The 26,862-nt window shown below is 69.4% G+C and carries 19 protein-coding genes; 1 reads left to right on the top strand and 18 read right to left on the bottom strand.

Annotation, left to right across the window (positions count from 1 at the left end; translation table 11 throughout):
* Positions 1-25: 25 nt before the first annotated feature.
* From ABIC28_RS08770 to ABIC28_RS08700, 15 genes are all read right to left on the bottom strand, one after another.
* Positions 26-1,570, bottom strand: a complete 1,545-nt coding sequence (locus ABIC28_RS08770) for an acyl-CoA carboxylase subunit beta (protein ID WP_269590398.1) — start codon at positions 1,568-1,570, stop codon at positions 26-28.
* The gene (gene pks13 / locus ABIC28_RS08765; protein WP_354578821.1) at positions 1,571-6,613 is read right to left on the bottom strand and encodes a polyketide synthase Pks13; all 5,043 of its coding nucleotides are present in this window, start codon (positions 6,611-6,613) and stop codon (positions 1,571-1,573) included.
* A 51-nt stretch (positions 6,614-6,664) separates the two neighbouring features.
* Positions 6,665-8,548, bottom strand: coding sequence for a long-chain-fatty-acid--AMP ligase FadD32 (fadD32, locus tag ABIC28_RS08760; protein ID WP_097214129.1), 1,884 nt, complete (start codon positions 8,546-8,548; stop codon positions 6,665-6,667).
* A 177-nt stretch (positions 8,549-8,725) separates the two neighbouring features.
* A complete protein-coding gene (locus ABIC28_RS08755) occupies positions 8,726-9,718 on the bottom strand; it encodes an LLM class F420-dependent oxidoreductase (protein WP_097214130.1) in 993 nt (330 codons plus the stop codon).
* Positions 9,719-9,817: 99 nt separating this feature from the next.
* On the bottom strand, positions 9,818-10,798 hold the full coding sequence (locus ABIC28_RS08750) for a cutinase family protein (RefSeq protein WP_097214131.1): 981 nt from the start codon (positions 10,796-10,798) through the stop codon (positions 9,818-9,820).
* A gap of 6 nt (positions 10,799-10,804) precedes the next feature.
* A complete protein-coding gene (locus ABIC28_RS08745; protein ID WP_077043993.1) occupies positions 10,805-11,338 on the bottom strand; it encodes a DUF732 domain-containing protein in 534 nt (177 codons plus the stop codon).
* A 149-nt stretch (positions 11,339-11,487) separates the two neighbouring features.
* Positions 11,488-13,632 carry an alpha/beta hydrolase-fold protein gene (locus ABIC28_RS08740; protein WP_354578468.1) on the bottom strand — a complete coding sequence of 715 codons (2,145 nt, stop codon included), beginning with the start codon at positions 13,630-13,632 and terminating at the stop codon, positions 11,488-11,490.
* Between the two features lie 320 nt (positions 13,633-13,952).
* The gene (locus ABIC28_RS08735) at positions 13,953-14,948 is read right to left on the bottom strand and encodes an alpha/beta hydrolase (protein WP_097214133.1); all 996 of its coding nucleotides are present in this window, start codon (positions 14,946-14,948) and stop codon (positions 13,953-13,955) included.
* A 283-nt stretch (positions 14,949-15,231) separates the two neighbouring features.
* The gene (locus ABIC28_RS08730; protein WP_257017831.1) at positions 15,232-17,082 is read right to left on the bottom strand and encodes an arabinofuranosyltransferase AftB family protein; all 1,851 of its coding nucleotides are present in this window, start codon (positions 17,080-17,082) and stop codon (positions 15,232-15,234) included.
* A gap of 49 nt (positions 17,083-17,131) precedes the next feature.
* Entirely contained in the window at positions 17,132-18,037 is a 906-nt protein-coding gene (locus ABIC28_RS08725) for a decaprenyl-phosphate phosphoribosyltransferase (RefSeq protein ID WP_097214134.1), read from the bottom strand.
* Positions 18,034-18,555 carry a phosphatase PAP2 family protein gene (locus ABIC28_RS08720; protein ID WP_257017832.1) on the bottom strand — a complete coding sequence of 174 codons (522 nt, stop codon included), beginning with the start codon at positions 18,553-18,555 and terminating at the stop codon, positions 18,034-18,036. Before ABIC28_RS08720 ends, ABIC28_RS08725 begins: the two co-directional genes overlap by 4 nt.
* A gap of 28 nt (positions 18,556-18,583) precedes the next feature.
* Complete coding sequence (locus tag ABIC28_RS08715; protein WP_269590396.1) at positions 18,584-20,506, bottom strand: glycosyltransferase; 1,923 nt, start codon at positions 20,504-20,506, stop codon at positions 18,584-18,586.
* On the bottom strand, positions 20,503-21,723 hold the full coding sequence (gene glf / locus ABIC28_RS08710) for a UDP-galactopyranose mutase (RefSeq protein WP_354578464.1): 1,221 nt from the start codon (positions 21,721-21,723) through the stop codon (positions 20,503-20,505). Before glf ends, ABIC28_RS08715 begins: the two co-directional genes overlap by 4 nt.
* Positions 21,724-21,857: 134 nt before the next feature.
* Positions 21,858-22,619 carry a MerR family transcriptional regulator gene (locus ABIC28_RS08705; protein WP_354578462.1) on the bottom strand — a complete coding sequence of 254 codons (762 nt, stop codon included), beginning with the start codon at positions 22,617-22,619 and terminating at the stop codon, positions 21,858-21,860.
* Positions 22,620-22,749: 130 nt separating this feature from the next.
* Entirely contained in the window at positions 22,750-23,286 is a 537-nt protein-coding gene (locus ABIC28_RS08700; RefSeq protein WP_354578460.1) for a MepB family protein, read from the bottom strand.
* Between the two features lie 82 nt (positions 23,287-23,368).
* On the opposite strand from ABIC28_RS08700, the gene ABIC28_RS08695 reads away from it, so the two are divergent.
* Entirely contained in the window at positions 23,369-24,100 is a 732-nt protein-coding gene (locus ABIC28_RS08695; RefSeq protein ID WP_097214137.1) for a VIT1/CCC1 transporter family protein, read from the top strand.
* A 23-nt stretch (positions 24,101-24,123) separates the two neighbouring features.
* Here the strand turns inward: ABIC28_RS08695 and ABIC28_RS08690 are convergent, their stop codons facing one another.
* From ABIC28_RS08690 to ABIC28_RS08680, 3 genes are read right to left on the bottom strand one after another with little or no spacing between them, the layout of a single operon-like run.
* The gene (locus ABIC28_RS08690) at positions 24,124-24,705 is read right to left on the bottom strand and encodes a TetR/AcrR family transcriptional regulator (RefSeq protein WP_209927902.1); all 582 of its coding nucleotides are present in this window, start codon (positions 24,703-24,705) and stop codon (positions 24,124-24,126) included.
* Positions 24,702-25,931 carry a cytochrome P450 gene (locus ABIC28_RS08685; RefSeq protein WP_269590392.1) on the bottom strand — a complete coding sequence of 410 codons (1,230 nt, stop codon included), beginning with the start codon at positions 25,929-25,931 and terminating at the stop codon, positions 24,702-24,704. Before ABIC28_RS08685 ends, ABIC28_RS08690 begins: the two co-directional genes overlap by 4 nt.
* Before the next feature lie 35 nt (positions 25,932-25,966).
* On the bottom strand, positions 25,967-26,851 hold the full coding sequence (locus tag ABIC28_RS08680; RefSeq protein WP_097214139.1) for a sigma-70 family RNA polymerase sigma factor: 885 nt from the start codon (positions 26,849-26,851) through the stop codon (positions 25,967-25,969).
* Positions 26,852-26,862: the final 11 nt, after the last annotated feature.

Genomic DNA, 26,862 nt, shown 5'->3' with positions numbered 1-26,862 from the left:
CCGCGGGCGGCGCGATCGCCCTGCGCTAGAACGGGATCAGCGAGTGCTTGCGCGGGTTCTTCGGGAGCTCCTTGTCGCGGAGCAGGTTCAGCGCCTTACGGATCTCGAGGCGGGTGGCCGCAGGCTCGATCACCGCATCGATGTAGCCGCGCTCCGCCGCGACGTAGGGGGTCGCGACGTGCTCGTTGTAGTAGTTGATCAGCTGGCGGCGCACCGCGGGAGCGTTCTCGCCCGCCGCCTCGATCTGCTTGCGGCCGATCACCGCGACCGCGCTCTCCGCGCCCATCACGGCGATCCGGGCGGTCGGCCACGCGAAGTTCACGTCGGCCCCGAGCTGCTTGGAACCCATGACCGCATACCCGCCGCCGTAGGACTTACGGACCACGACCGTCACCTTCGGCACGGTGGCCGAGACGTAGGAGAACAGGAACCGGCCGCCGCGCTTGATGACGCCGACCTTCTCCTGCTCGACGCCGGGCAGGAAGCCCGGGGTGTCCACGACCAACACCAGCGGGATGTCGTACGCGTCGCAGACCTGCACGAAGTGCGCGGCCTTGTCGGAGGCGGACGCGTCCAGCGCGCCGGAGAGCGACATCGGCTGGTTCGCGACCACGCCGACCGGGCGGCCGTCCACCCGGGCGAAACCGGTGATGATGTTCTGCGCGCTCTGGCTGCGGACCTCGTGGAAATCGCCGTCGTCGAAGATCTTGAGCAGCACGTCGTGCATGTCGTAGCCGGCGTTGTCGGCGTCCGGCATGAACGTGTCGAGCGTGAGGTCGTCCTCGGTGATCTCCGGCTCCAGGCCGGGATTGACGATCGGCGGCTTCTCGGTGCAGCTGGACGGCATGTAGCTCAGGTACTTGCGGGCCCACTCGAACGCGGCCTTCTCATCGGCCGCGACGTGGTGCACGTTGCCGTACTCGGCCTGCTTCCGCGCACCGCCCAGGTCCTCGAGGCTGACATCCTCGCCTGTGACGGACTTGATGACGTCCGGACCGGTGACGAACATGTACGACTCTTCGGTGGCGATCACGACATCGGTGTTGATCGGCGCGTAGACGGCTCCACCGGCACACTTGCCGAGGATGATCGAGATCTGCGGGCACAGCCCGGACAGCGGCTCGTGACGGCGGCCCATCTCCGCGTACCAGGCCACCGACGCGACCGCGTCCTGAACGCGCGCGCCCGCGGACTCGTTGATCCCGATGACGGGACAGCCGATCTTGATCGCGAAGTCGAGGATCGCGGAGACCTTCCGGCCGAAGATCTCGCCCGCCGCGCCACCGAAGACGGTCTGGTCGTGTGAGAACACCGCGACCGGACGGCCCTCGACCGTGCCGTGCCCGGTGACGACGCCGTCGCCGTACGGGTTGTTGGGATCGCCCGCCATCCTGGCGAGCTGGCCGACCTCGACGAAGCTGCCCGGATCGAGCAGCATGTCGATGCGCTCACGCGGGGTCGGCAGGCCCTTCTCCTTGCGCCTCGCGATGGCCCTCGGGTTACCAGGCGCCTTCGACAGCTCGAGCTTCTCGCGAAGGTCCGCCAGCTTCTCGGCCGTAGTGGTGCTCACTCAGTTGCTCCGATTCTCGGCCTCGATGTCGGCCAGCTTCTTGGTCAGGTCCGCCCCCACCTTGGCAATGTACGGCTCGTCCACGATCTGGATGTGATCGCCACCGACGTGGACGATCTCCAGGTTCTTCGCGCACTCGCCCCAGCCCCCGTCCGGCTGCCGGGTGCTGAACGCGGGCTCGAGGGCCATCGCGTCGTCGTGATAGCGATCGGCCAGGTACAGCACCACGTCGCCGTCGTACTGCTCGAGCTTCGCGGTCTGGATGGCGCGGTTGTCCAGCCAGGAGGTGCGCTGGTGCTCGAGGATGCCGCCCGGGATCTTGGTCCCGCTCATCTTCAGCAGGTCCATCAGGATCTGGATCTGCGCTTCGTCGGACTCGGCCGCCGCCAGCTTGTCGTACGGCAGCGGGGCGTCGACGTTGTAGGTCTTCTTGGCGAAGGCGGAGTACCGCTTCCAGCGGGCCTTGATCTCCTCCGGGGTGTCCTCGACCTTCTCGCCCGCCATCACGGTGTCGATCAGTCCGACGATCCGGACGTCGGCGCCCTCCTCGCGGAGCAGCTTGGCCACCGCGTACGCCAGCACGCCGCCGAGCGACCAGCCGTACAGCACGTACGGGCCGTCCCCCTGGATCTCGCGGACCAGCGGCAGGTAGGCCTTGGCACGCTCCTCGATCGGTCCCTCGGTGCGCTCGAGCCCGTACATCGCGGTCCCCGCAGGCAGCCGCTTGAGCAGCGGCTCGTAGGCCACCGTCGAGCCACCGGCCGGGTGGAACACGAACACCGGCACCGCGGTGGATCCCTCGGGACGGGGGCTCAGGGTGCGGACCAGCCCGTCGATGCGGACGCCGTCCTCGAGGTGCTCGCGCACCTTCTCCGCGAGCTGCTCGATGGTCTCCGAGTCGAGGATGTCGTCGAAGGTCACCTCGCCGCCCGCACGCTCGGTCAGGCGGGCCGCCAGCTTCTCGGCGGTCTCGTCGTCGAGCACCGGCAGGGTGTTGAAGATGCCCTTCGCGGACTGGCCGGTGATGACCGCCCACGTCGCGAACGTCAGCCGCTCGGCGGCGTCACGCGGGGGCACATCGGTTCCTGTCGCCTCCGCCGTCGCCTGCTGGGCGTCGACCTTCGTCTCGGGTTCCGCGACAGGCGCCGGGGCGGCCTGCTCGGCGGCGGCGGCGACGATGGCCTCGGCCTCGGTGACGGGGCTGGTGTCCTCGTCGGCGAGCGCCTCCTCCTCGGCGGCGGCCGCGTTGGAGGCCTCCTTCTCGACGCGCTGCTTCTCGGCGAGCGCGGCGACCTCTTCACGGTTGTCGATCGCGTAGCGCAGGTACTTCTCCACCTCGCGCAGGCTCGCGTCGCGGACCGCCTGCAGCTGCAGCTGCGGGATGTCGAACTCGTACTCGACGCGGTTCTTGATCCGCACCGCCATCAACGAGTCCAGCCCCAGCTCGATGAGCGGGATCTCGGCGGGCAGGTCCTCGGGCGCGTAGCCCATGGACTCGGCGACGATCAACGCCAGCCGCTCCTCCATCGACTGCGAGCTGCTCGGGTCCCAACGGTCGCCGAAGGACTCGACCACCTCGGGCAACTCCTCCATCGGGGAGCTGGAGCGCGGCGACGGAGCTGCCGCGGCGACGACGAGCTCGGGCAGCGGTTCGCCCGCGGTGACCACCGCGTCGAGCAGCAGCGCGAAGCCGTCCGCGGTCTTGGCGTGCACCTGCAGCGACGCGCCGCCCGGGTGCGGGTTCAGCGTCGTGGTCAGCGTGCCCGCGGCCGGGACCTCGCCGCGCGCGACGGCGGCGGTCAGCACCACATCCGAGAGCACCTGCGCGGCGGCCTCGGTCGCCAGCGCGTTCAGGTCGGAGACCGCGGCGGCTTCGACCTCCCACACGTGCCTGCCGTCGGGCAGCGAGACGTGCGCACCGGGCACCCGGGCGTTGCCGCCCGAGGAGATGCGGATGTCGAGCCAGTGCTCCTTGCGGAGGAACGCGGTCCGCGGCAGGTCCGCGTAGCCGCCGTCCGCGAACAGCGACGGCAGATTCACCGGGTGGCCGTGGACGTAGAGCTGGGCGAGGGCACTGAGCACGCCCAGCTCCTCGTCCTCCTTGCGCTTGAGGGTCGGGATCAGCTGCGCGTCGTGCAGCCCGGCGTCGAACGCGGTGGCCGCGACCGACATCAGCGTCGCCGGGTTCGGGGCCAGCTCGACGAACGTGGTGTGCCCGGCGTCGACGGCGAGGCGCACCGCGTTGGTGAAGTACACGCTGTGCCGCAGGCCCTTGGTCCAGTACTCGACCGGATGGACCGGGTCATGCCCGGCGCGGTAGAAGGTCTCCTTGTCGACCGAGGAGTACAGCCCGGCCTTCAGCTTGCGCGGCTCGATGCCTGCCAGCTCCGCCGCGAGCTCGCCCAGGATCGGGTCGACCTGCGAGGTGTGGCTGGCGCCCTTGGTCTGCAGGATCCGGCCGAGCTTCTCCTCGGCCTCGGCGCGGGCCACGATGGCCTCCACCTCGGGCTGCGGGCCACCGATGACGGTGTGGGTCGGCGCGGCGTACACGCAGACCTCGAGATGCGGGAAGTCGCCGAGCACGGCCTCGATCTCGGCGGCGCTGTACTCCACGAGCGCCATCAGGCGGATGTCGTCGCCGGACAGCGTCGACTCGGCCTCGCCCATCAGCCGGGAGCGGGCGGTGATGACCCGGACCGCATCCTCGAGCGAGAGCCCGCCGGTGACGTAGGCGGCGGCCGCCTCGCCCATCGAGTGGCCGACCGCGGCCTCCAGGTCGGCGCCGTGGTGGCGGAGCACCGCCGCCAGGCCGATCTGGATGGTGAAGATGCCGACCTGCGCGGTCTCGACGTCGTAGTCCACCGAGTCGTCGAGGAACTTCTCGGCCATCGTGTAGCCGGCCTCGTACTCGATGAGCTCGTCGACCTCGTCGACCGTCTTCCGGAACACGGCGTTGCCGCGGTAGAGCTGCTTGGCCATCTTGCGGTGCTGCGAGCCGAAGCCCGAGAACACCCAGATCGGTCCGTTGGAGGCGGGTGCGTCCGCGGACAGCACGCCCTGGCCGGGCTTGCCCGCGGCGACCGCGCGCAGACCGGTGATGGCCTCGGCGCGGGTGCGTGCGAGCACCACCGCGCGGGACCGGCCGTGGTTACGGCGGGCCAGCGTGCGGCCGACGTCCTCGAGCGGGGTCGTGCTGCCTGCCTCGGTCTCCAGCCAGTCGGCCAGGTCGGCGGCGGCGCGGCGACGGCGCGAGGGCATCGAGGCGGAGACGGCCAGCAGCACCGGCATCGGCTCCGCATCGGCATCGGCCTCGGGCTGCTCGGCGACAACGACCGGCTCGACGCCCATCGACTCGGCGGCGTCGGCGAGCACGCCCGCGGCCTCCGTCTCGACATCGAGCGACTCCGTGGCCTGTGAGTCCTTCTGGTCCCCATCCGGACCAGAAGTGCTCACGGGCGCCGCAGGCGCCTCGTACTCGCGGACCACGACGTGCGCGTTGGTGCCGCCGAAGCCGAAGCCGGAGACGCCCGCGACGGCGCGGCCGGTGTACCGCGGCCAGTCGGTGGCCTCGGGGATCACCTGCAGGTGCGCCTTGTCGAAGTCGATGTACGGGTTCGGGCCCGCGTAGTTCAGCGACGGCGGGAGCTTGTCCTCGCGCATCGCGAGCACGACCTTGATCAGGCCCGCGGCGCCGGCGGCGGCCTCGAGGTGACCGAAGTTGGTCTTCGCCGAGCCCAGCAGGGCCGGCCGGTCCGCAGAACGGCCGCGGCCGACGACGCGGCCGAGCGCGTCCGCCTCGATCGGGTCGCCGAGGATGGTGCCGGTGCCGTGCGCCTCGATGTAGTCGACGCCGGACGGGGCGATGCCCGCGTCGCGGTACGCCAGCCTCAGCACGGCGGCCTGCGCGTCGGGGTTCGGCGCGACAATGCCGTTGGAACGGCCGTCCTGGTTGACGGCCGAGCCGGCGATCACCGCGCGGATGTCGTCGCCATCGCGCTCGGCGTCCTCGAGCCGCTTGAGCACGACCAGGCCGCCGCCCTCGGCGCGCACGATGCCGTTCGCGTCGGAGGAGAAGGCCTTGATCTTGCCGTCCTCAGCGAACATTCCGATCTCGTTGAAACCGAGGGTCGCGGCGGGCGCGACGAGCATGTTGACGCCGCCAGCCAGGGCGAGGTCGGACTCACCGGAACGCAACGAGCGCACCGCCTGGTGCACGGCCACCAGCGAGGACGAGCACGCGGTGTCCATCGCGATCGACGGTCCGCGGAAGTCGAAGTAGTAGGAGACCCGGTTCGCGACGATCGACGTCGAGGTCCCGGTCAGTGCGTACGGGTGCGCGTGCACCGGGTCGCTGACCGCGAGCAGCTGGTAGTCGTTGGCGGAGCTGCCGATGAAGACACCGACCTGCTCGCCCTTGAGCTCGCTCGCCGGGATGCGGGCGTGCTCGAGCGCCTCCCAGGTGAGCTCCATGGCCAAGCGCTGCTGCGGGTCGACATTCTTTACCTCGAGCGGCGACATCGCGAAGAACTCCGCGTCGAAGCCCTTGACGTCGTCGAGGTAGCCGCCCCTGGTGTTGGCCTTCGCGATCGCCTCAGCAATCTGCGAGTCCGCGGCGAACTCCGACCAGCGACCCTCCGGCAGCTCGGTGACCGCGTCGCGGCCCTCGATCAGCAGCCGCCACATCTCGTCGGGGTTGTGACCAGTGCCGGGGAACCGGCTGGCCATGCCGACGATCGCGATGTCGTGCGACTGCGAGGTGTCCTTGACCGCGTAGAACGCCGCGTCCTCGGGCTCGTCGGGGACCTCCGGCTCGCCCTCGATGATCAGGGTCGCCAGCGCGGCGATCGTGGGGTGCTGATAGACGACCGTGGCGTTCAGCGTGATGCCGACGAGTTCCTCGATCTCCCCGCTCAGAGCGACGGCGTCCCGGGACGAGAGCCCGAATTCCTCCATCGGACGGTCATCCGAGATCTGATCGACCGGTTGCCCGGTCGCCTCGGCAACCCAGTTGCGCAGCCATTCGCGCAGCTGCGCGACCGTCATCTCTGTCTCAGCCATCAACACACCACGCTACCCGTCAAGAAGAAGGTTGTTTTACACGCTATCGGGGAACGCGGTCTGCGTGTAACCACCACGGAGCGTCCCCTCGATGTATGCGGCCTTGCAGGCGCGCCGTGCGATCTTGCCGCTGGAGGTACGCGGGATGGATCCGGCGGGCACCAGCAGCACGTCACGGGCGGTCACGCCGTGCCGGGTGGAGATCGCCGCGCGCACCGCGTCGGCGATCGGGGCCGGATCGGCCTTGCCCGCCCCCGGCGCCCGCTCGCCGACGAGCACGAGCTGCTCGGAGGCGTCGTCGGCGTCGAAGGTCAGCCCTGCGCCTGCCTCGAACACCTCCTTCGGGAGCTGGTTCGCGGGCACCGCGAACGCCGCGACGAAGCCCGGGCGCAGCGCGGCGCTCGCCTCCTGCGCGGTGGCCTCCAGGTCCTGCGGGTAGTGGTTACGACCGTCGACGATCACCAGGTCCTTGACGCGGCCGGTGATGTACAGCTCGCCGTCGACGTAGACGCCGTAGTCACCGGTGCGCATCCAATTCGAGTCCTCGGGCGCGCCGTCCGCGTGGCTGCCCGTGGCGATCGTCGAGGACAGCCGGTTGTGGAAGGTCTGCTCGGTCTCCTCGGGGCGACCCCAGTAGCCCTGGCCCATGTTGTTGCCGTGCAGCCAGATCTCGCCGACGTTCTCGTCCTCGAGCTCGGCACCGGTGTCGGCGTCCACGATCGCGGCCCACTGGCTGCGCGAGACGTAGCCGCAGGACACCTGGGCGATGGCGCCCGGGGCGTCCTTGTCGACCTTCACCATGCGACCGCGGTTCAGCTCGTCGCGGTCGACGTAGATGACCCTGGCCTCGTCGCTGTGCTTGGTCGACGAGACGAACAGCGTCGCCTCGGCCATGCCGTAGGACGGCTTGATCGCGGTCTTGGGCAGTCCGTACGGCCCGAAGGCGTCGTTGAACTTGCGCATCGACGAGGTGGTGACCGGCTCGCTGCCGTTGATCAGGCCGATGACATTGCTCAGGTCGAGCGTCTCGCCGTCCTTCGGCAATCCGCGGGCTGCGGCGTGCTCGAAGGCGAAGTTCGGCGCCGCGGCGAAGGTGCCCGCGCCGTCGGTGATCGCGGCGAGTTCCTTGATCCAGCGGTAGGGACGCGCCACGAAGGCGCGCGGGCTCATGATGGTGATGTACTTGCCGCCCAGCGCAGGCAGGATCACCGTGAGCAGGCCCATGTCGTGGAACAGCGGCAGCCAGGTGACGCCGCGGGAGTCGGTGGTCAGCTCGATCGCGTCGACCATCTGCAGCGCGTTGGTGCCGACCGCCCGGTGGGTGATCTCCACGCCCGCGGGCACCCGGGTCGAACCGGAGGTGTACTGCAGGTACGCGATGTCGTCGAGCCCGATCTCGGGGTACACCCAGGTCTCGCCGACGGTGTCCGGGATCGCGTCGATCGCGATGATCCGCGGCCGCTCCGCCGCGGGGAGGTGACGGAACAGCTGGCGAACGCCGGCGGCCGACTGGGTCGCGGTGAGGATCGCCGACGGCTTGCAGTCGCCGAGGACGGCGTGCAGGCGGTCGCCGTGACCGGGCTCGTCCGGGTCGAACAGCGGTACCGCGATGGTGCCCGCGTGCATGGCCGCAAAGAAGGACACGACGTAGTCGAGACCCTGCGGCGCCAGGATCGCGACCCGCTGACCCGGCTCGGTCACCTGCTGCAGACGGGCGGCGACGGCGCGCAGCCGGTTGCCGAACTGGGTCCAGGTGAGCTCGTGCACCTCACCGTCCCGCTCGCGCGAGTAGTCGATATAGCGGTATGCCAGCTCGTCCGCGTTCTCGCGGGTGTGCTGTTCGACGTGATCGACGAGGGTGCTGCCGGGCATCAGCCTGATGTTGCCGGCGTCGTCGACGTAGTCATCGAAGTTCTTCATACCTTCTCCTCCAAGGCAAGCTCCCCGTGATCGCGACGAACACCGGTGAGCTTCGTCCCCTGCAGCCGCGTGGGATCGTGCAAATAGTGACTAGTGGTGGCAATGCGTGCAGGTCTCAGATCGGTAACGACGCGCGCCCCATCCCAAACCAACAGCATGTTACAGACAGTGCCGTTCTCATTCACCCTTGAGCAGGGGTATCACCGGAGCGAATGCCTCCATCTGCGTGGGGAAGATCCCCACGTAGGACATGGAGGTCTGCGCCCGCACGCCGCGGATCTGGTCCGCGATCTCCTCGTAGGAGCCGAATGCGAGGTACGGGGAGTTCAGGATCTGCTCCACCGTGAGTTTGACGTCCACCTCGATGTTCGGCGGGTACCCGTTGTCCAGGGCCGCCAGCGCCATCTCGGCCATCGCCTCCCGATCATCGGTCGGCATGATCGTGGTGATCGTCCAGTTCAGCTCGATGTCGTCGAACCGGTCGCCCGCTGCCTCGCGGATGCGCTCGACCCGCGCGGCGGTCGCCTCCATCGTGATGCCGGACAGCAGCATCTTGCCGTCCTTGTTGCTGGGCGGGGCGAGCGAGATGATGTCCGCGTACTTGGCGGCCAGCGCCAGCATCTTCGGGCCACCGCCGCCGACCACGATGGGTGGACGCGGGCCCTGCCGGGGCCGCGGGCTGCCCTTGAGCCCGTTGATCTGGTAGTACTCGCCCTGGAAGTTGCACTCCTGGCCGCGCAGCAGCGTGTCGAGGATCTCGAGGGACTCCGCGAGCTTGGCGATGCGCACGCCCGGGCTGTCGTACGTGATGCCGCCCTTGTCGAACTCTTCCTTCATCCAGCCCGCACCGATGCCGAGCTCGAGCCGTCCGCCGGAGAGCACGTCGATCGTCGCCGCGTCCTTGGCCAGCACCGCCGGGTGCCGGAATCCGTTGGCCAGCACCGCGGTGCCGATCCGGATCTTGTCCGTCGCCACCGCGAGGGCACCCAGCGCGGCGATCGGGCCGACCTGATTACCGAGGTGGTCGGGAATCATGAAGCTGTCGTAGCCGAGTTCCTCGGCCTTCTGGGCCAACTTGATGAACCGGCGGGCACCGCCCTCTTCGGCGTTTCCCTCTCCGCCGGCGGCAAACCGGAACTTACGCGGCGCGGGTGCGTCGGCGGAACTCATCGATCATTTCTCCTGAAACCTGGGCACAACGGGGGACCTGGACGGCGCGGTACGGCAACGTGGCCGGTGGGACACTCTATCGGCATCGCACCGTTCCCACTATTCGTGAGCTGGGGTCGGCGCGGACCTCACCTTGTCGGCCGCCCAGTTTGTCATCCACTGCGTGGCCGTGGTGCCGTTTTGGTCCACCACGAACGAGTTGTACATGGCATGCACCGGGTTGTTGATGTACTCGCCGATCCGGGCGAGGCTCGCGAGGAAGTTCACCGGATTGAAGGCGTTCGCCGGCGCGTCGCAGATGCCGTCCGACGGCGCGCAGATGTCGACCACCCGATCACCGAGCGACCCGAAACCACCCGGCCGGGCCCCCGTCATCGTCATGCCCGGCACCTTCAGGCCGCCGAGCGACAGCTCCGCGCCCACACCGGCCACCGGCGTGCCGACGATCTGGGCCGTGCCCGGCTCGCGCCTGCCGTCCGCGATCAACCCGACGCCGAGAACCAGGTCCGCGGGCACCGGCCCGGTGCCCGCGCCGATCGACGAGGCGAGGTCACCGGCGATGACCGCGCCCTGCGAGAAGCCCAACAGCATGAAGGTCGTGAGCGGGCAGTTCGCGTGCATGGCCGACATCGCCTCGCTGGCCCGCGCGGTGCCCTCGCCGCGACTCTTGTTGTACGACATCTGACCGTCCGGCGGGAGCGCCACCGGGTTCGAGAACTGCGCCACGTACGGGACGGTGTACACCTCCGCGCGCTGGCCCTCGAACTGCGCCTGCAGCGGCCGGGTGATGTTGAGCATCAACGACGCCGGGTTCGCGCCCGGGTTGAACGGATCGTCGATCGCGCTCGACTCCCAGGTGCCCGGGATGGCGACCACCTGGACGTCCGGGCAGCTCGCCGGCTGGGCGCTCGGCCGCTCCGGCTCCGGGCCGGGACCCGGCGGCGGCGCGGGCACCCGCCCGGCCAGCAGGTACCAGGCCACCAACGCGACGAGCGCGAGCAGCAGCACCACGATGAGCACGATGAGCACGCGCAGCACACCGCGCCCCGACTTGCGGCCCTTACGTCCGGCAGCATTCATCCGCGGCTACTTGCAGTAGTGGGTGTTGGCGGCGTCGATGTACACCTGGGCGGCCGCGGCGGCCTGCTCCGGGGTCATCGTGGCACCGGTGATGCTGGCCTCCGCACCCGCCATGCCGGTGACGTAGGCGGTGACCTCCTCGCTGTTCGCACCGCTGACCTTGGCGCCACAGATGTAGTTCGCGGTCACGATGGCGATGTCGCCGTTGTCGGCGACGGCGATGCCGCCCTTCTTCAGCGCGTCCAGGTATGCCTTGCCGCGGTCGTCGAGCGCGGGGGCCTCCGTGGGGCCGGGGAACCCGCTCGGGACCGCCTGGGGCGTCTCCGGGGGTGCGGTCGCGGCGACGGCAGGCGTCGTGAACGGGGGCACCTCGATCGAGGTCTCGGGTGCGGGCGCGGACTTGGAATGGGTGGTCAGGGTGGGCGTGCTGCTGGCCGTCGAGTCGTCGCTGCCACACCCGGCGAGCAGCCCGCCGGTGACCGCCGCGAGCGCGCCGATCGTCAGCGCTCGGGCCAGGGAGTTACGAGTGGAAACAAGCATGGTGTTCAGTCCTCGGATTCGTGATCTGCGGGTGCGACCCACCCGGCGGACGAGGTGCCAACGGCCACGCGGGTGTCGATGAACAGGCTACCGACGCGAACGGGCCGGTCGCCGGGTTCACCCGGCCACCGGCCCGTGCGCGAAGGGGGCTAACGGTTGTGGATCTCGGCGTTGCCGTTGCGGACCGTGATGTTTCCGCCCTGGAAGTCCTGCTGGATCCCACCCGCGATGTCGCGCTGGTCACCAACCGGGAAGCCCAGCCTGCCGTTCTCGTAGTTCTGGCTCTTCCACGCGTCGAAGATCTGGCCGTTGCGCACCGACCAGGCCCCGCTGAGGGGACTCCAGTAGATGTTGCCGTTCTCGAACTCGTTGAAGCGGCCGCCGTCCTTGACCGGGACCTCGCTGGTCCTCGGGAAGCCGAGCCAGCCGCCCTCCCAGCCCAGTTCGCCGTACTTCTTCATGATCAGGCCCTGAACGGCGTGGGTCCCGTTCGGCGGGCTGTGGTACATCGCGCCGATCTCGAAGCCCTGGATCGCACCGTCCTTGCCCGGCGCCTTCACCTCGTCGAGGATCGGGTAGCCAAGCGGTCCACGCTCCCAGCCCTGACGGGACCACTCGTCCCGGATCGCGCCGCGGACCGCGTGCGCGCCGGTCTGCGGGGTCCAGTAGATGGAGCCGTGCTGGAAGTGGTTGAAGCGCCCGCGACCGTCCGGGGTGCCGTTCTCGTCCGTGCTGGGCAGTCCGAGCGGCCCCGCGGGACCGCCGTTGGCCTGGTACGAGCCGCCGATCATGCCGGTCAGCACGTGCGCACCGGTAGCGCCCGACCAGAAGATCCGGCCGTTGCGGAAGTCCTGCGCCTTGCCACCCGCGACGTCGTACTCGCCGGTGACGCAGCCGCTGAGCCACGGGTTCGCGTTCGCGACCGCGCCGATGTCACCGCTGGTGCCACAGTTCGGGGCGCTGGCGTCGAGACCGAGGGCGTTGGCCACCTGCGGCCAGGCCTGGTGCATCTCGAACTGCCAGTACGGCCAGGAGTGCGTGCCGGACGGTCGGTAGTTGATCTGCGCGGGGATGCCGAGCTTGTTCAGCTTGGTGGCAAAGCTCTGCGAGCTGAGCCGGGACAGGATCTCGAGACCCATGCCCGCGTAGTTGGTGGAGACGCCGGGGATCCCGGACGGCTGGTCGTAGGGACCGGTCATGCCACTGCCGCTGGACACGTACAGGCTGACGCCCCTGAGCTTCTCGGCATTGGTGTACGGGTCGTGCGCCGCCCAGGCCGGGGCGCCCGGCGGGCCCCACATCTTCGAGACGTTGTAGCCGCCCGCATCGGTCATCGCGTACTGCAGCGCCTGCGGCATGCCGAGTGAGGTGGTGCTCAGGTAGCCGGAGAACGACCCGGCGAACTTGAAGAAGCCGGGGTTGCGCTCGGTGAGGAACATCGCCGAGGTGCCGCCCATGGACAGGCCGATGATGCCGCGGGTGTCGGTGGTCCGCAGCCCGTTCTCGAGGACCGGCGGGAGCTCCTTCATCAGGAAGGTCTCCAGCTTGTAGAACTTGCCGTTGTCCGGCGCGAGCCAGTCGGCGTAGAAGCTCGACTCGCCACCGACCGGCAGGATCACGTTGACGTTCTTGTCGGCGTAGAAGTTCGCGGCGTCGGTCTCGATCGTCCAGCCGCTCTCGTCGTCGCGCGCGCGCAGACCGTCGAGCATGTACAGCGCGGGGAACGACGCGTCGGGCCGCGAGTTCCAGTCCCTGGCCAGCAGCACCTGCACCTGGAACGGGGCACCCATCGCGGCGGAGTCCACCCACAGGGCCACGCGCCGGTCGGTGATCCACTCGACCTTGGAGACGCCGGGGATCGACAGCACCGGCGCGGCGGCGCGGGCGACGGACGGCGCGGCCTGCGGCGCCCGGGGGGCAGCGGCGGGCGCGGCCTCGGGCGTGGTGGTCGGCGCGACCGTCGTGGTCTGCTCCACCGTGGTCCGCGCGGGAGCCTCGGTGGTGGTGGCGACGGCCTCGGTGGTGCTGGCGACCGGCTCGAGGGTCTCGGCCGCGGGCACCTTCGCCGTCGTGGTCGCCTTCGGCGCCGTCGTCGTCGTGGTGGTGGTCGTGGTCGTGGTCGTGGTCTCGGAGGCCTCGGGCGCCGCGAATGCGGTCGCGGTCGCGGTGGTCAGGCCGGCCGCGGTCGGCAGCACGAGCGCGGCCGCGAGCAGTCGCAAGACCCTGCCGCGCGCGCCCGGTGCGGACGCCTTCCCCCCGGGACGCGTTCCCGGATTCCTCAGTGCTGTTCGCATCTGACCGTGACACTCCTTCTGCTGTTTGGCCCCAGTGCTGTGACCTCGGTCCGGAAGATCCGGACCTCGACCGTTACCCCCCGGCCCGTGTAGGTGTCGTTCGATCGAGCGACACCTACACCTCGTGCTCTTTTTACACGCAGGGGACCGGCGTAAGTGGGTGACGCGCTGTGACGGGTGGTGCAATTGTTACTTCTGCGGGATAAGAACCCCATGGTCGCGGTGCTGGTCCGCTCCGGATACGGCGATGCCGCCCCACGCTGCCTGAATCGGCACGAGGGGCGGCATCATCGGTTTACGCCGCGACCTGAGCCGGTCGATCAGGCGTTGAGCGCCGACAGGATCTGCGGGCGCGCATTCCAGAGCTCGGACTCCCAGTACTTCCACGCGTGGGTGCCCCGGGCCGGGAAGCTGTAGGTGGCCGGGATACCGAGCGTGCCAAGGCGGACCTGGAACGCGCGGGTGTTGGCGAGGGAGAGAGCCTCGAGCGCCATGCCGTTCGCGGTGTTGAAGTAGTCGATCGGCGCGCGCGGGTTGTCATGCGCACCGGGCAGGCCGCTGGCCGCCGAGACGTACATCGACAGGCCCTTGAGCTGCGGGGCGAACACGAACGGGTCGTTGCGCAGCCACTGCTTGTTCCACGGCGGGCCCCACATGGCGTCCACGTTGTAGCGGCCGGCATCGAGCATCGCGACGCGGATCGCCTCACGCATGCCCGGCGCGGAGATGTTCAGGTAGCCCGACAGCGAACCGGCAAACTTGAACTGGTCGCGGTGGTGTGCGGCCAGGGTCAGTGCGGCGGAGCCACCCATCGACAGGCCGAGCACGCCGTTGTTGCTACGCGAGACGCCACGGGTCTCGAGGTAGGCCGGCAGCTCCTGGGTGAGGAAGGTCTCCCACTTGTAGGTGCCCTTCTGCCCGTTGAAGTTCGAGGGCGACATCCAGTCGGTGTAGAAGCTGGACTCGCCGCCGACGGGCATCACCAGGGTGACGTTGTCGTTGCGGAACTGGTCGAGCGCGTTCGTCTCGAAGGTCCATGCGTTGCGGTCGTTGCGCGCACGCAACCCGTCGAGCAGGTACAGCGCGGCGTTGCCACCATGGGCCGCCCACTGGATCTGGACCTTGATGTCGCCCATCGCCGAGGGCACCATGACCTCTTCGAATCCGCCTGCGGGCGCGCGGTGCGCGACCGGGGCGGCACCTGCGACGGCGGTGCCGGCAATACCTGCAGCCATCGGCAGGACGAGCGCGGCTGCTGTGAGGCCGAGGGCGCGCTGCTTGAGGCGCTCAGAAAACCTCGGTCTGCCAATACGCATGAATACTGCTCTCTTTCTTCTCTGCGGTGCCCGCCGAAGCGGCCCGACGATCCGGCGGAAGCCATGCTCTGTCGCCCCCACACATGTGGCAGCGACAGTGGAACTGATCAAGATCACACTGCGCTCGGTGGAGCGTATGTCACACAGCGAGCACTGACAAACGGTGCCTCGGCTCGTGTTCCCCGAGGCACACACGACATCTATATCGACTCGTTGGTAGTCATCGTTACACGTCTGAGACAAGTTCGCACGACGAACTAAGCGAGGCCTGGACGACACCCGCTCACCTGGGTTCCACCGGCGGCGGCGGCACCAGATTGCACCGCTGGAGCTCGTAGGCCGGAACCCGGTCGAAACGGTACTTGGCATAGTCGAAAGCGCGCTTGAAATTGCGGATGAAAAGCTGGCGGGTCAGCTCCCCCCTGCTCGACGCCAGCACCTCCTGGGTCTCGGGGCAGGTGAGCGCGACCTTGGCGTCGGCCACCCAGTCCTCGTCCATGTACCAGGGCAGCCAGGGGTGGATGTCGACCATGCCGGTGTCGGCCACCACCCAGTCCGGGTAGAGGGCCTTGTCGTGGCCGATCCGGCCGTCGTCGAGCCGCTTGGTGTGCGCGGCCAACGGATAGGCCAGGCCCATCTGGTCGATCACCTTCACGTCGAGGCCGACGTTCATGCTGGTCATGCCCAGGTTGAGGAAGTACACCGTGTGTCCGGCGCCGCCCTCGGGGATCGGCTCCGGCGGCGGCACCACGTCCCAGTAGGTGAAGGCCGCGGCAGGAAGCAGCAGGCCGCCGTCCGGGGTGTTGGCGATCGCCTCGACCATCGGGCGCATGCGCGGGTAGTCCAGGTAGTCCTCGGCCAGGATCGGATGCGGGTGACCGGTGTTGAGGGCGTAGAAGTTCCGCTCGTCGACGATCCCGGACTTGCCGACGACGGTGCCATTCGGCATGCCCGACGAGTTCGTCACCGAGATCGCCCAGATCACGGTGATCAGCCAGGCGCCGGCACCGACCGCGAACAGCGCGGTGGACCGTGTCTTGCCCCAGTCCTCGCGGGCCGGGATACGGATCGGCAGCACGGCGATGGGGAGCATGAAGCAGAACAGCACGGGCAGCAGCACCCGGCCGTGCATGAAGTCGCCGCCGACCCGCAGCGAGTAGATCATCAGCAGCAGCCCGGTGACCAGGATGACCGCGACCACGGCGCCGGGGGTACGCAGCCGCGACTGCCACCGTGCGACTGCGGAGCCGCCCGCGGTGTCGGCGGCGGCACCCGCGCCGGACCAGGGCCGGGTCACCAGGACCGCGACGGCCAGCACGAGCAGCGGCAGCCACAGCCAGTACGGCCCCACCAGGTTCCACAGATAGGTGAAGCCCTGACCCCACTTGGCGCCGCCTGCGTCCTTGGCGACCGCCGTGTTGGGATAGGGGAGCCCGTAGTAGCCCATCCGCCAGATCTGGTAGCCGACCGGGACCGCACCCGCGACCGCGACGATAGACGCGCGCAGCTTCCAGGTACCGGGCGCCAGGAAGATCATCAGCAGCGCGAGCCCGGCGAGGATGACCAGCTCGGGTCGGACCAGCGGTCCGAGACCGGCGACGAACGCGAGGATCAGCACCGAGGCTGTGGTCGGCGGGCGCTGAGTCCAGCGCACCAGCAGCAGCCACAGCAGGGCGATCCAGAAGATGACCAGGCAGGACTCCAGCCCGGAGGTGGCGTAGTCGCGGGCGGGCGGCACCGCGATATAGGCCAGCGCGCCCGCGGGCAGCAGCAGCGTGGCACCCGGGCGGCCGATGCCACGCCAGAGTGCGCCGGTCCCGAGCATGCCCAGCACGATCGCGCCACCGGAGAGCACCAGTGCGATGCCGAGCACCACGTACTCGAGGCGGGCCTGCGTGAGCCAGCTGAACGCGTACACCAGGTAGGTCCAGATGGTGCTGGTGTTGGCCTCGACCCGCTCCCCCGCGTTGAACACCGGACCGTTGCCTGCGAGCAGGTTGCGGACCGTGCGCAGCACGATGAGCCCGTCGTCGGCGATCCAGCGGCGCTCCCAGCCACCCCAGACGAAGAGGGCGGCGGTCAGCGCGATCCCACTGAGGAACACCGAGCGGGGCAGCCATGCGGGCAACCGCATCGCGGAGCCGGCCTGCTCGGTGGCCTCGGTGTTCTCCACCTGGGGCCGGTCAGACGATATAGACAGCGACACCCACCGCTCCAATCCAAGCAATCGCGAGGAATTGGAGCACCCGATCGCCGAGCGCGATCTCTTCCGGCTCCCCCGCCTCGCCACCGTCGACATCGACCGCGTACCGCAGGATCGCGATCGTGAACGGGACCATCGAGATCGCGAACCAGTTGGTGTTGTTGACCTGGTCCCGCTCGAAGGCCCACAGTCCGTAGCAGATCACCACCGCGGTCGCCGAGAGCGTCCAGACGAACCGCAGGTAGGTGCCGGTGTAGTACTCGAGCGACTTGCGGATCTTCGCCCCGGTGCGCTCGGCGAGCTGCAGTTCCGCGTAGCGCTTGCCCGCCGCCATGAACAGCGAACCGAACGCCATGATCAGCAGGAACCACTGCGACAGCGGGATCTCGGCGGCCACGCCACCGGCGATCGCCCGCAGCAGGAACCCCGACGAGACGATGCAGATGTCGAGGACGGCCTGGTGCTTGAGGCCGAAGCAGTAGGCGAGCTGGATGCCGATGTACACCGCCATCACGACCGCGAGCTGCCAGTTCGCGAAGAAGGACAGGCCGATGGCTCCGGCCAGCAGCACCACGGCCATCGCGTACGCGAGGCGGACCGGCAGCACCCCCGCGGCGATCGGGCGGAAGCGCTTGGTCGGGTGCGCCCGGTCGGCCTCGACGTCCATCGCGTCGTTGACCAGGTAGATGCCGGACGCGGCCATGCAGAACACGACGAACGCCAGCGCCACCGGCAGCAGCACGTCGACCTGGTTCACCGAGCCTGCGGCGAGCGGCGCGGCCAGCACCAGGACGTTCTTCACCCACTGGCGCGGGCGCAGTGCCTTCACGATCCCGGCAGGCAGCGACTTCGGCGGACCGGAGACCTCGGTCGGGTGCTCGCTCATTTCTCTCCAAACTTCCGTTCGGCACGCAGCACCACTGCGGCCGAGGCTGCGCCCAAGGCGGATCCGGCAAGCACATCGGTCGGGTAGTGGACCCCCAGCACGAGCCGCGAGAGCAGCATCGGGGGCACCAGCACCGCGGGCAAGGGTAGCCCGGTCAGCCGGCCGAGTAGCACCGCGGCGGCCGTGGTGGACGTGGCGTGCGACGACGGGAAGCTCAGCTTGCTCGGCGTCGACACGTTGACGGCCACGCTCGGGTCGTTCGGCCGGGGACGCCGGACCACCCGCTTGATGACGATGGAGGCGGCGTGCGCGCCGACCGCGCCGACCGCGACGCCCGCCCACTGACGGCGGCGGGGCTTGTCGAGCGCGGCACCGACGCCCGCGATCGCGACCCAGCCGAGCGCGTGCTCACCGAAGTGCGACATGCCGCGGGCCGCGGCGATCACGCCCGGCTGTGCACCGATGGTGGACTGGATGGTGCCCAGGATCTTCACCTCGGCGGCGGACTCGGTGGTCACGGTGCCGTCGAGCAGGGCACCCTCTGGCCTACGCCGGGTAATGAAAGACACTCTCCCACCTCTCCTTGCTGGTCAACGAAGGAACCGCGTCGGCGTAGACGCGCTTGAGCTCGGGGAACCGGGTGGCCAACTCGCGGCGCAGCCGCATGGCCTCCTTCAGCAGGCCCCAGGCCTGACGCGGGTCCCGCTTGCGGTAGACCACGCCGCGCCCGTCCGCGGTGGTGACGGTGACGCCGTCCACCTGGGAGAGCAGGAACCAGCGCGCGTCGAGGGTCGGCACGTTGAGCTGCGGGCGCTCGTGGTGCTGCTCGTGCGCGGGCCGGACGTTGTGCACCAGACCCTTGCCGAGGCGGACGAGCTTCGCGAGCGGGTTACCCGGCTCACCGACCGCGCCGACCTCGGCCCCCGAGGGCAGCGGCAGTGACGTGGACGACGGCAGCACGACGGCGTCCGGGAAGTCCTCGCGCATCGCCCGGACCTCGCCGAGCGCGGTGGGCAGCAGTTCGAAGATGTGCTCCGGCCCCTGCAGGAAGTCGGCGATGGCCTTGTTCTGGATCGCGACGGTGGAGTACTCGAGGCAGAGCAGGTGCTTGAGGGTGGCCTTGACCGTGTTGACGACCAGGCCCCTGCCGTTGCCCGGCATGTGAAGCGCGGCGACCACCAGGCGGTTGCGCAGGTGGAAATAGGCCTGCCAGTCGATGGCGTCGTCCTTGTCGGACCAGGCCATGTGCCAGATGGCCGCGCCGGGCATGGTCACCGTCGGGTAACCGGCCTCGCGGGCCCGCAGGCCGTACTCGACGTCGTCCCACTTGATGAACAGCGGCAGCGGCTGGCCGATCTCCTCCGCGACCTGGCGCGGGATCATGCACATCCACCAGCCGTTGAAGTCCACGTCGATGCGGCGGTGCAGCAGCTTCGAGTTCTCCCGGTCGCTGAGCGGGTACTGGGAGAAGTCGTGGTCGTACTCGACGTTCGGGGCGGCCGACCACATGAAGATGCCGCGGTTGATCGCCTCGCCCATGGTGTGCAGGTGGCTGCGCTCCTGCAGGTTCAGCATCTGCCCGCCGACCAGCGTCGGGGTCTTGGCGAACCGGGACAGCGCCAGCGCGCGCAGGATCGAGTCCGGCTCGATCTCGATGTCGTCGTCCATGAACAGGATGTGTTCGCAGTCGGTGGTCTTCAGCGCCTCGTACATGACGCGGCTGTAGCCGCCGGAGCCGCCGAGGTTCGCCTGATCGTGGATCGCGAGCCGGGCGCCGAGCACCGCGGCGGCCTCGGCGAAGCCCGGCTCGTCGCGCACCTTGCGGGTGCCCTGGTCCGGGATGATCACGGCGTCGATCGCGCCGAGCACCAGCGGGTCCGAGCCGAGCGCGGCCAGCGCCTTGACACAGTCCGTTGGCCGGTTGAAGGTCGGGATGCCGACCGCGACGCGGCCTGCACCGGGCGCCTCCATCGGGGCGTACCAGCCTGCGCTCTCGAGCACCACCTCGGTGTCGGAGGTGATGTCGAACCAGATCCAGCCGCCGTCCTCGAACGGAGCCAGCTCCACCTCGAACTCCACCGCGACGTCGCCGTCCTGGAACTCCCTGCCCTCCACGTGGATTCGGGAGCCGTCGGCCTTCGAGCGGTACACATCGACCCGGCCGTGACCGGACAGCTCGAGGCGCAGGACGACAGAGGTCAGGATCGACCAGCGACGCCAGTAGCTGGCCGGGAAGGCGTTGAAGTAGGTGCAGAACGAGGCCTCGGACTCGGCGCCGATCGACAGCGAGGTCCGCGTGGTCGCGTGCGCGCGCCTGGCGTTGGTGGTCGCCTCCTCCAGGTAGAGGGTGCGCACGTCGAGGGGCTCGCCCGGCCGGGGCAGGATGACCCGCTGTAGCAACGCCTTGCCGAGCGGTTCGACGTCCTCGCTGAAGAGGGTGTCCTGCTCCATCAGATGCCGCGGGCTCATTCGCCGCTCCCGTTGCCGAGGGCCGCACCGGTCTCGAGGTGCGGCCGGAGGGTGTTGTCGAACATGCTGAGCGCGCTCGCGATGGCCATGTGCATGTCCAGGTACTGGTAGGTACCCAGGCGCCCGCCGAACAGCACCTTGTTCTGCGCGGTCTCCGCCTTTGCCCGCGTCCGGTAGGCCTCGAGCTTCTCGCGGTCCTCGGGGGTGTTGATCGGGTAGTACGGCTCGTCCTCGCTCTCCGCGAAGCGGGAGAACTCGCGCATGATGACCGTCTTGCCCGACGGGTACTCGCGCTCGGGGTGGAAATGCCGGAACTCGTGGATGCGGGTGAACGGCACGTCCGCGTCGTTGTAGTTCATCACCGGGGTGCCCTGGAAGTCACCGGTCGGCAGCACCTCGGTCTCGAAATCGAGGGTGCGCCAGCCCAGCTCGCCCTCGGAGTAGTCGAAGTAGCGATCCAGCGGGCCGGTGTAGACGATGGGGGCGTCGGGGCTCGCGGCCCGCAGCTCGTCCCGCACGTCGAACCAGTCGGTGTTCAGCCGGACCTCGATCTTCTCGTCCTTGGCCATGTTCTCGAGCCACGCGGTGTAGCCGTCGACCGGCAGGCCCTCGTAGGTGTCGTTGAAGTAGCGGTTGTCGAAGGTGTAGCGAACCGGCAGCCGGGTGATGTTGCCCGCGGGCAGGTTCTTCGGGTCCGTCTGCCACTGCTTGGCGGTGTAGTCACGCATGAACGCCTCGTACAGCGGGCGCCCGATCAGCGAGATCGCCTTTTCCTCGAAGTTGCTCGCGTCCTTCGCGTCGATCTCGGCTGACTGCTCCTTGATCAGCGCGCGCGCCTCGTCGGGGCTGAAGTAGCGGCCGAAGAACTGCGAAACCAGGCCGAGGCCCATCGGGAACTGGTACGACTGCCCCTTGTGCATCGCGAAGACGCGGTGCTGGTAGCCGGTGAACTCGGTGAACTGGGTGACGTAGTCCCAGACCCGCTTGTTCGAGGTGTGGAAAAGGTGCGCGCCGTACATGTGCACCTCGATGCCGGTCTCCGGCTCGGCCGCCGAGTAGGCGTTGCCGCCGAGATGGTGGCGACGGTCCAGCACGAGGACCCGCTTACCCAGCTCGGTCGCCGCGCGCTCGGCGATGGTCAGTCCGAAGAAACCCGAACCGACGATGATCAGGTCGTACTGGCCAGAGGTGGCGGGGCCTGGGGTTACAGAGGTCACGGGCAACCAGGGTATCGGACCTGGCGTGGAGGTCCCGGGCAACCCGGGGCTGCCGGGTGATACGTCACAGACGATCCGGTGGCCGCCGCGCCGGGGTGAACTCCGTCTGCAGCCGGAGTTCACGCCGTCTTCACCTACAGGTTGTGCAGGGCGTACACCGCCAACGCATCCCGCACGAAGACCGCGCCATGCGTTCCGCCGTAGTTGGCGGCGAAGCGCTCGTCCGCGACGTACATCTCGCCAAGGCCCAGGATGTACTCCTTGTTCGGAGCCGCGCCGCTCCCCGGCGTGCCGGGGACGCCGCCGAGCCACTCGACGTGGCGACGGGCCAGGTCCTGCGCCCGCTCACCGTCGGCCGCCGCGCCCGAGGTCGCGGCGTCGATCCAGTCGGCATTGAGCTGGGCCACTGCCGCCTGCCAGTCCCGACGCTGGTCGCCGGTCATGCCGCGCCACCAGCGGTCGCTGGACTGGTAGGCCTGCTCGCCCCAGCGTTCGATCACCTCGTCCTTGTGCTGGGTGTGGTCGAAGCCGTCGAAAACTTCCTCTGCCATCAGTTGTTCACCTCCTTCCGTTTTCCGCAGTGTCGTCCGCACCGACTCGATCTGCCGTCGCACCCGGCCGAGCTCCTGCTCGAGGAGCCCGAGGTGGGTGCGCAGCGCGGCCGCGGTGTCCCGCTCGCCGGCCAGGACCTCGGCGATGGCCGGGAGGCCGAGCCCGAGTTCGCGCAGCAGCAGGATCCGTTGCAGCCGCACGAGGGCGTCCTGGTCGTAGTAGCGGTACCCGTTGGCGCCGATCCGGCTCGGTTCCAGCAGCCCCCGCTCGCCGTAGTGGCGCAGCGTGCGACTGGTGGTCCCGGCCGCCTTGGCCAGGTCCTGGATCGACCATTCCCCTGCCATCGAGCTCCCTCCCCTTCATCGGTGTCGGTGCGATCCGACAAGACAAGGATCGGTGTCGGTGCGATCCGACAAGACAAGGATGGAGGTTGACGTTGCGTCAATGTCAAGGGCGCGACGGGAATGACACGTCCTAGGCCCGGTAGAGCGCCAGGGCGCGGGTGGTGTCGAGCGCGCCCGCACCGTCGATCGGCAGGAAATGGTCCAGCTGCCACGCCTGCGTGCCGCGGGCTTGGCGGCTGGTCGGCTCCGCCCAGGGCGGGTACACACGGATCGCCCGCTTCCCACCCACACCGTCTCGCGACAGCACGCCGCGATCGGCGAGCACCCGCTTCGGGAAGACGAACTGCCCGAGGCGGTCGCCGTCGCGGGCGATGACTATGAACAACTCGACCGGGTCGAGGATGTCGAAGGGCGCGATGGGACCCTGCGCCGACCGCTTCCAGAAGGTGACGAACTGGCCGACCTTCTTCGGCGTCGTCTTGGCGACCCGGAAACGGATCGGGCGGCCCTCGACCGTGAACTCGTGCGCCACGTAGGCCGCGCTCTCCGGCTCGGGCACGGGAGCCGAGCAGGCGAAGCCACACGGGTCGAATACCAGCGTCTTCGCCACCAGCAGATCGGCGGGGACGGCCCCTGCATCCGGCCAGGGTTCAGGTTCGATGCTCACGTGCCCGAGGGTACGGGCGGCGCGACTTCGGCCAGCCTTGCATTGCTGGCCGAGTCATCTTGATGCCGATAGCGTTCCGCGTATGAGCACCGATCCGGATCAACTCCCTGCCTCGCATCCGGCGGAGCCGCACGTCCAGGGGCTCTCCGCCAAGCTGAACTGGCTGCGGGCGGGCGTACTCGGCGCCAACGACGGCATCGTCTCCACCGCCGGCCTGGTCGTTGGCGTCGCCGCGGCGAGCACCGCGCGCGGCCCGATCCTCACCGCGGGCATCGCCGGGCTGGCGGCCGGGGCGGTGTCCATGGCCCTCGGCGAGTACGTCTCGGTCAGTACCCAGCGCGATACCGAGCGGTCGCTGCTGGCCAAGGAACGCCGGGAACTCGCCGAGTTGCCCGACGCCGAGCTCGACGAGCTCGCGTCCCTGTACGAGGCGAAGGGCCTGACCCCCGCGACCGCCCGCACCGTGGCGGAGGAACTGACGGCGCACGACGCGTTCGCCGCGCATGCCGACGCCGAGCTGGGCATCGACCCCGACGAGCTGACCAATCCGTGGCACGCGGCGGCCTCCTCGGCCATCTCCTTCACCCTCGGCGCCCTGCTGCCGCTGATCGCGATCCTCGTCCCGCCCGCCACCTCGCGCGTGCCGATCACGTTCGTCGCGGTGCTGGTCGCGCTCGCGCTGACCGGCAGCGTCAGCGCCCGGCTCGGCGGGTCACCACGCGGAAAGGCCGTGCTGCGGGTGGTGCTGGGCGGCGCGCTCGCGATGCTCGTCACCTACGGCATCGGGCAGATCGTGGACACCGTCCACATCTGAGCCCGTCGCGGTGATCGAAGTTCTCAGACCCGCTCCGCTCCCGACATCAGCACCGGGATCACGAACTGCTCGATCATCGCCCGCTCGTCGGCGTCGTCGGCGCCGGGGACGGTGAGCAGCGAGACGATGACGCGCACCAACCACCGTGCCCGGCTGGAGATCTCGCGGTCGTCGCTGCCCCACACGTCGGCGAGGAAGCTCGAGCCGAGCACCTCGATCACCTGCGAGGTACCTGCCAGCTCGGAGGCGATCCCCGCGTCGCCGAGCCCGAACCAGGCGGCCAGCGTCGGTGTCGCGCGCACCTCGCGCACCGAGGCGAGGATGGCCGCGGTGATCCGCTCGCGCGGATCCTCGATGCCTGCCACCAGACCGGTCACCCGCTCGCCGAGCCGCCGCGCCTCCCGGTGCACGAACGCCAGGTGCAGCGCGCGGCGGTTCTCGAAGTAGCGATAGAGGGTCGCGCGCGAGCACCCGGCGGCCTTGGCGACCTCGGCCATGCCGGTCGTCGCGACGCCCCGCTCGACGAACAGCTCCGCGGCCGCGTCGAGGATGCGCTCCGCCGCGAGATCGGTGCGTTCGTCGCGCAGCCAGGTTCCGGAACTCATGGCCGGAACGGTACGTGCGTCGGCCGCCGGACGTAGTTACCGGCCGCGTACTCGATGCCGTCGACGTCCACCTCGAAGTCGGGGCAGCGGGCCAGCAGTTCCTCGAGCGCGACGCGGGCCTGCATGCGCGCGGCCGCGGCGCCGAGGCAGTGGTGGCTGCCGTGACTGAAGGTCATGATCTGGCGGGGCGCCCGCAGCACGTCGAGTTCCTCGGAGTTCGCGCCGTACGCCCTGGGGTCGCGGTTCGCGGATCCGTAGACCAGCAGCGTCTTGCGGCCCGCGGGGATGGTGACGCCCTCGATCGTGACGTCGCGGGTGGTCGTGCGGGCCAGCCCCTGGACCGGCGAGGTGAGGCGGAGCAGTTCGTCGACGGCGTCGGGGATGCGGGACGGGTCCTCCAGCAGCAGGGCGCGCTGGTCGCGGTGCTGGGTGAGCAGCGCCGAGGAGCCGCCGAGCATGCCGGTGGTGGTGTCGTTGCCGCCGGTGACCATCGTGAACGCGAAGCCCAGGATGGACAGCACGCCCGCGAAGTCCCCGTCGGCGGCGATGCCCGCGGCCACGAGGTGCGAGATGGTGTCGTCGGCTTCCCTGCCCGCGGCGACGTCGGCCTTGCGCCGTTCGATCAGCCCGCCGAAGTAGCCCATCAGGTCGCCGACCGCGGTCGCCGCCTCGAGCGGGTCGCCGTTGGCGTTGGCGGCGACGATCGCCTCGGTCCAGCCGTCGAACTGCCCGCGGTCCTCCTCGGGAACGCCCAGGTAGTGCGCCACCACCATGCTCGGCAGCGGCTTGAACAGTTCGGTGACGATGTCGCCGCCGCCCGCCGAGCGCAACCGCTCGATGCGCTCGACCACGAACTCGCGGACCGCAGGCTCCACGGCCTCGACCTGACGCGGCGTGAACCCGCGGGCGACGAGGCGGCGGAAGTCGGTGTGCACCGGCGGATCCAGCATCACCAGGGGCGGGTTGTCCTTGAGCCCGATCTTCTCGAGCTCGCCGTAGCTGGTGGTCAGGCCGTCCGCGGAGGAGAACGTCTCGTGGTCGCGGGCGGCCGCGTACACGTCGGCGTGCCGGGTCAGCACCCAGTAGTCGTCGGCGGGCGACCGCTCGGGCACCACGTGGTGGACCGGGTCGTGCTCGCGCAGCGCCGCGTACATGCCCCAGGGGTCGCGCCAGGAGTCTGCCGAGGGCGGAACGTAGGCGGCCTGGCCGGACATAGTTGTTGTCATGTGTCGAGCGTGAGACATATTCAGGACTTTGTCAATCACTCGGCGAGGACGGCCAGATCCAGGTCCCTCAGCCGCACCGGGTCGGCGATCACCTCGTACTCCGTGATCCGGTCGCCCGCGATCGCGAAGGTGAGAGCGAGGAGCAACCGCCCACGTGGGGCCACGATCACCCCAACGGCACCGTCGACGAGGGCAGCCTCGGCGAACCGCGCCCGCCTGCCGAACGCCATGACGCCCTCCACCACCGCGCGCACACCGCGGGCCACGGTCGCCGCACCGGCAGGCAGGGCGGCCGGGTCGGCCGTCCGCACGACGTCGGGCGCCAACACGGCCAACAGCGCGTTCAGATCGCCGCTGCGCGACGCTGCGAGGAATGCCTCCACGATGTGTCGATGGACGCCCAGGTCGGCGCGTGAAATCGATTCCACACCTTGCACTCTCAGTCGCGCGCGGCTGGCGACCTTCTTGGCGGCGACGGGGGTTCGCCCCACTATCGGGGCGATCTCACTGAACGGCACCGCGAACATGTCATGGAGCACGAACACGATTCGCTCGACGGGAACCAGCCTGTCCAGCACGACAAGCAGCGCGCGTCCGACCGAATCAGCCAGCAGCGCTTCGTTTTCCGGGTCAGTCCCCGTGGCGGCGCCTACGAAGTGGTCGGGGACCTGCTGCCCGGCCGGGTCCTCCCGTCGGGACTTCCGGGTGCGCAGCATGTCCAGGCACAGGCGCGACACGACGGTCCGCAGCCAGGCGGCCAGATCCTCCACCTCGCCGGCGTCCGCACGGCTCAGGCGCAGCCACGCCTCCTGGACCGCGTCCTCGGCCTCGCTCAGCGAGCCGAGCATCCGGTAGGCGACCGCCCGCAGGTTGCTGCGCTCCGACTCGAATCGCCGTGCGAGCTCGTCTTGATCACCCATCGGTCACCTTT

Source organism: Rhodococcus sp. PvR044, assembly GCF_040548995.1.
Classification (GTDB): Bacteria; Actinomycetota; Actinomycetes; order Mycobacteriales; family Mycobacteriaceae; genus Rhodococcus_G; species Rhodococcus_G oryzae.
This window is presented reverse-complemented; position numbering and strand designations above follow the sequence as displayed.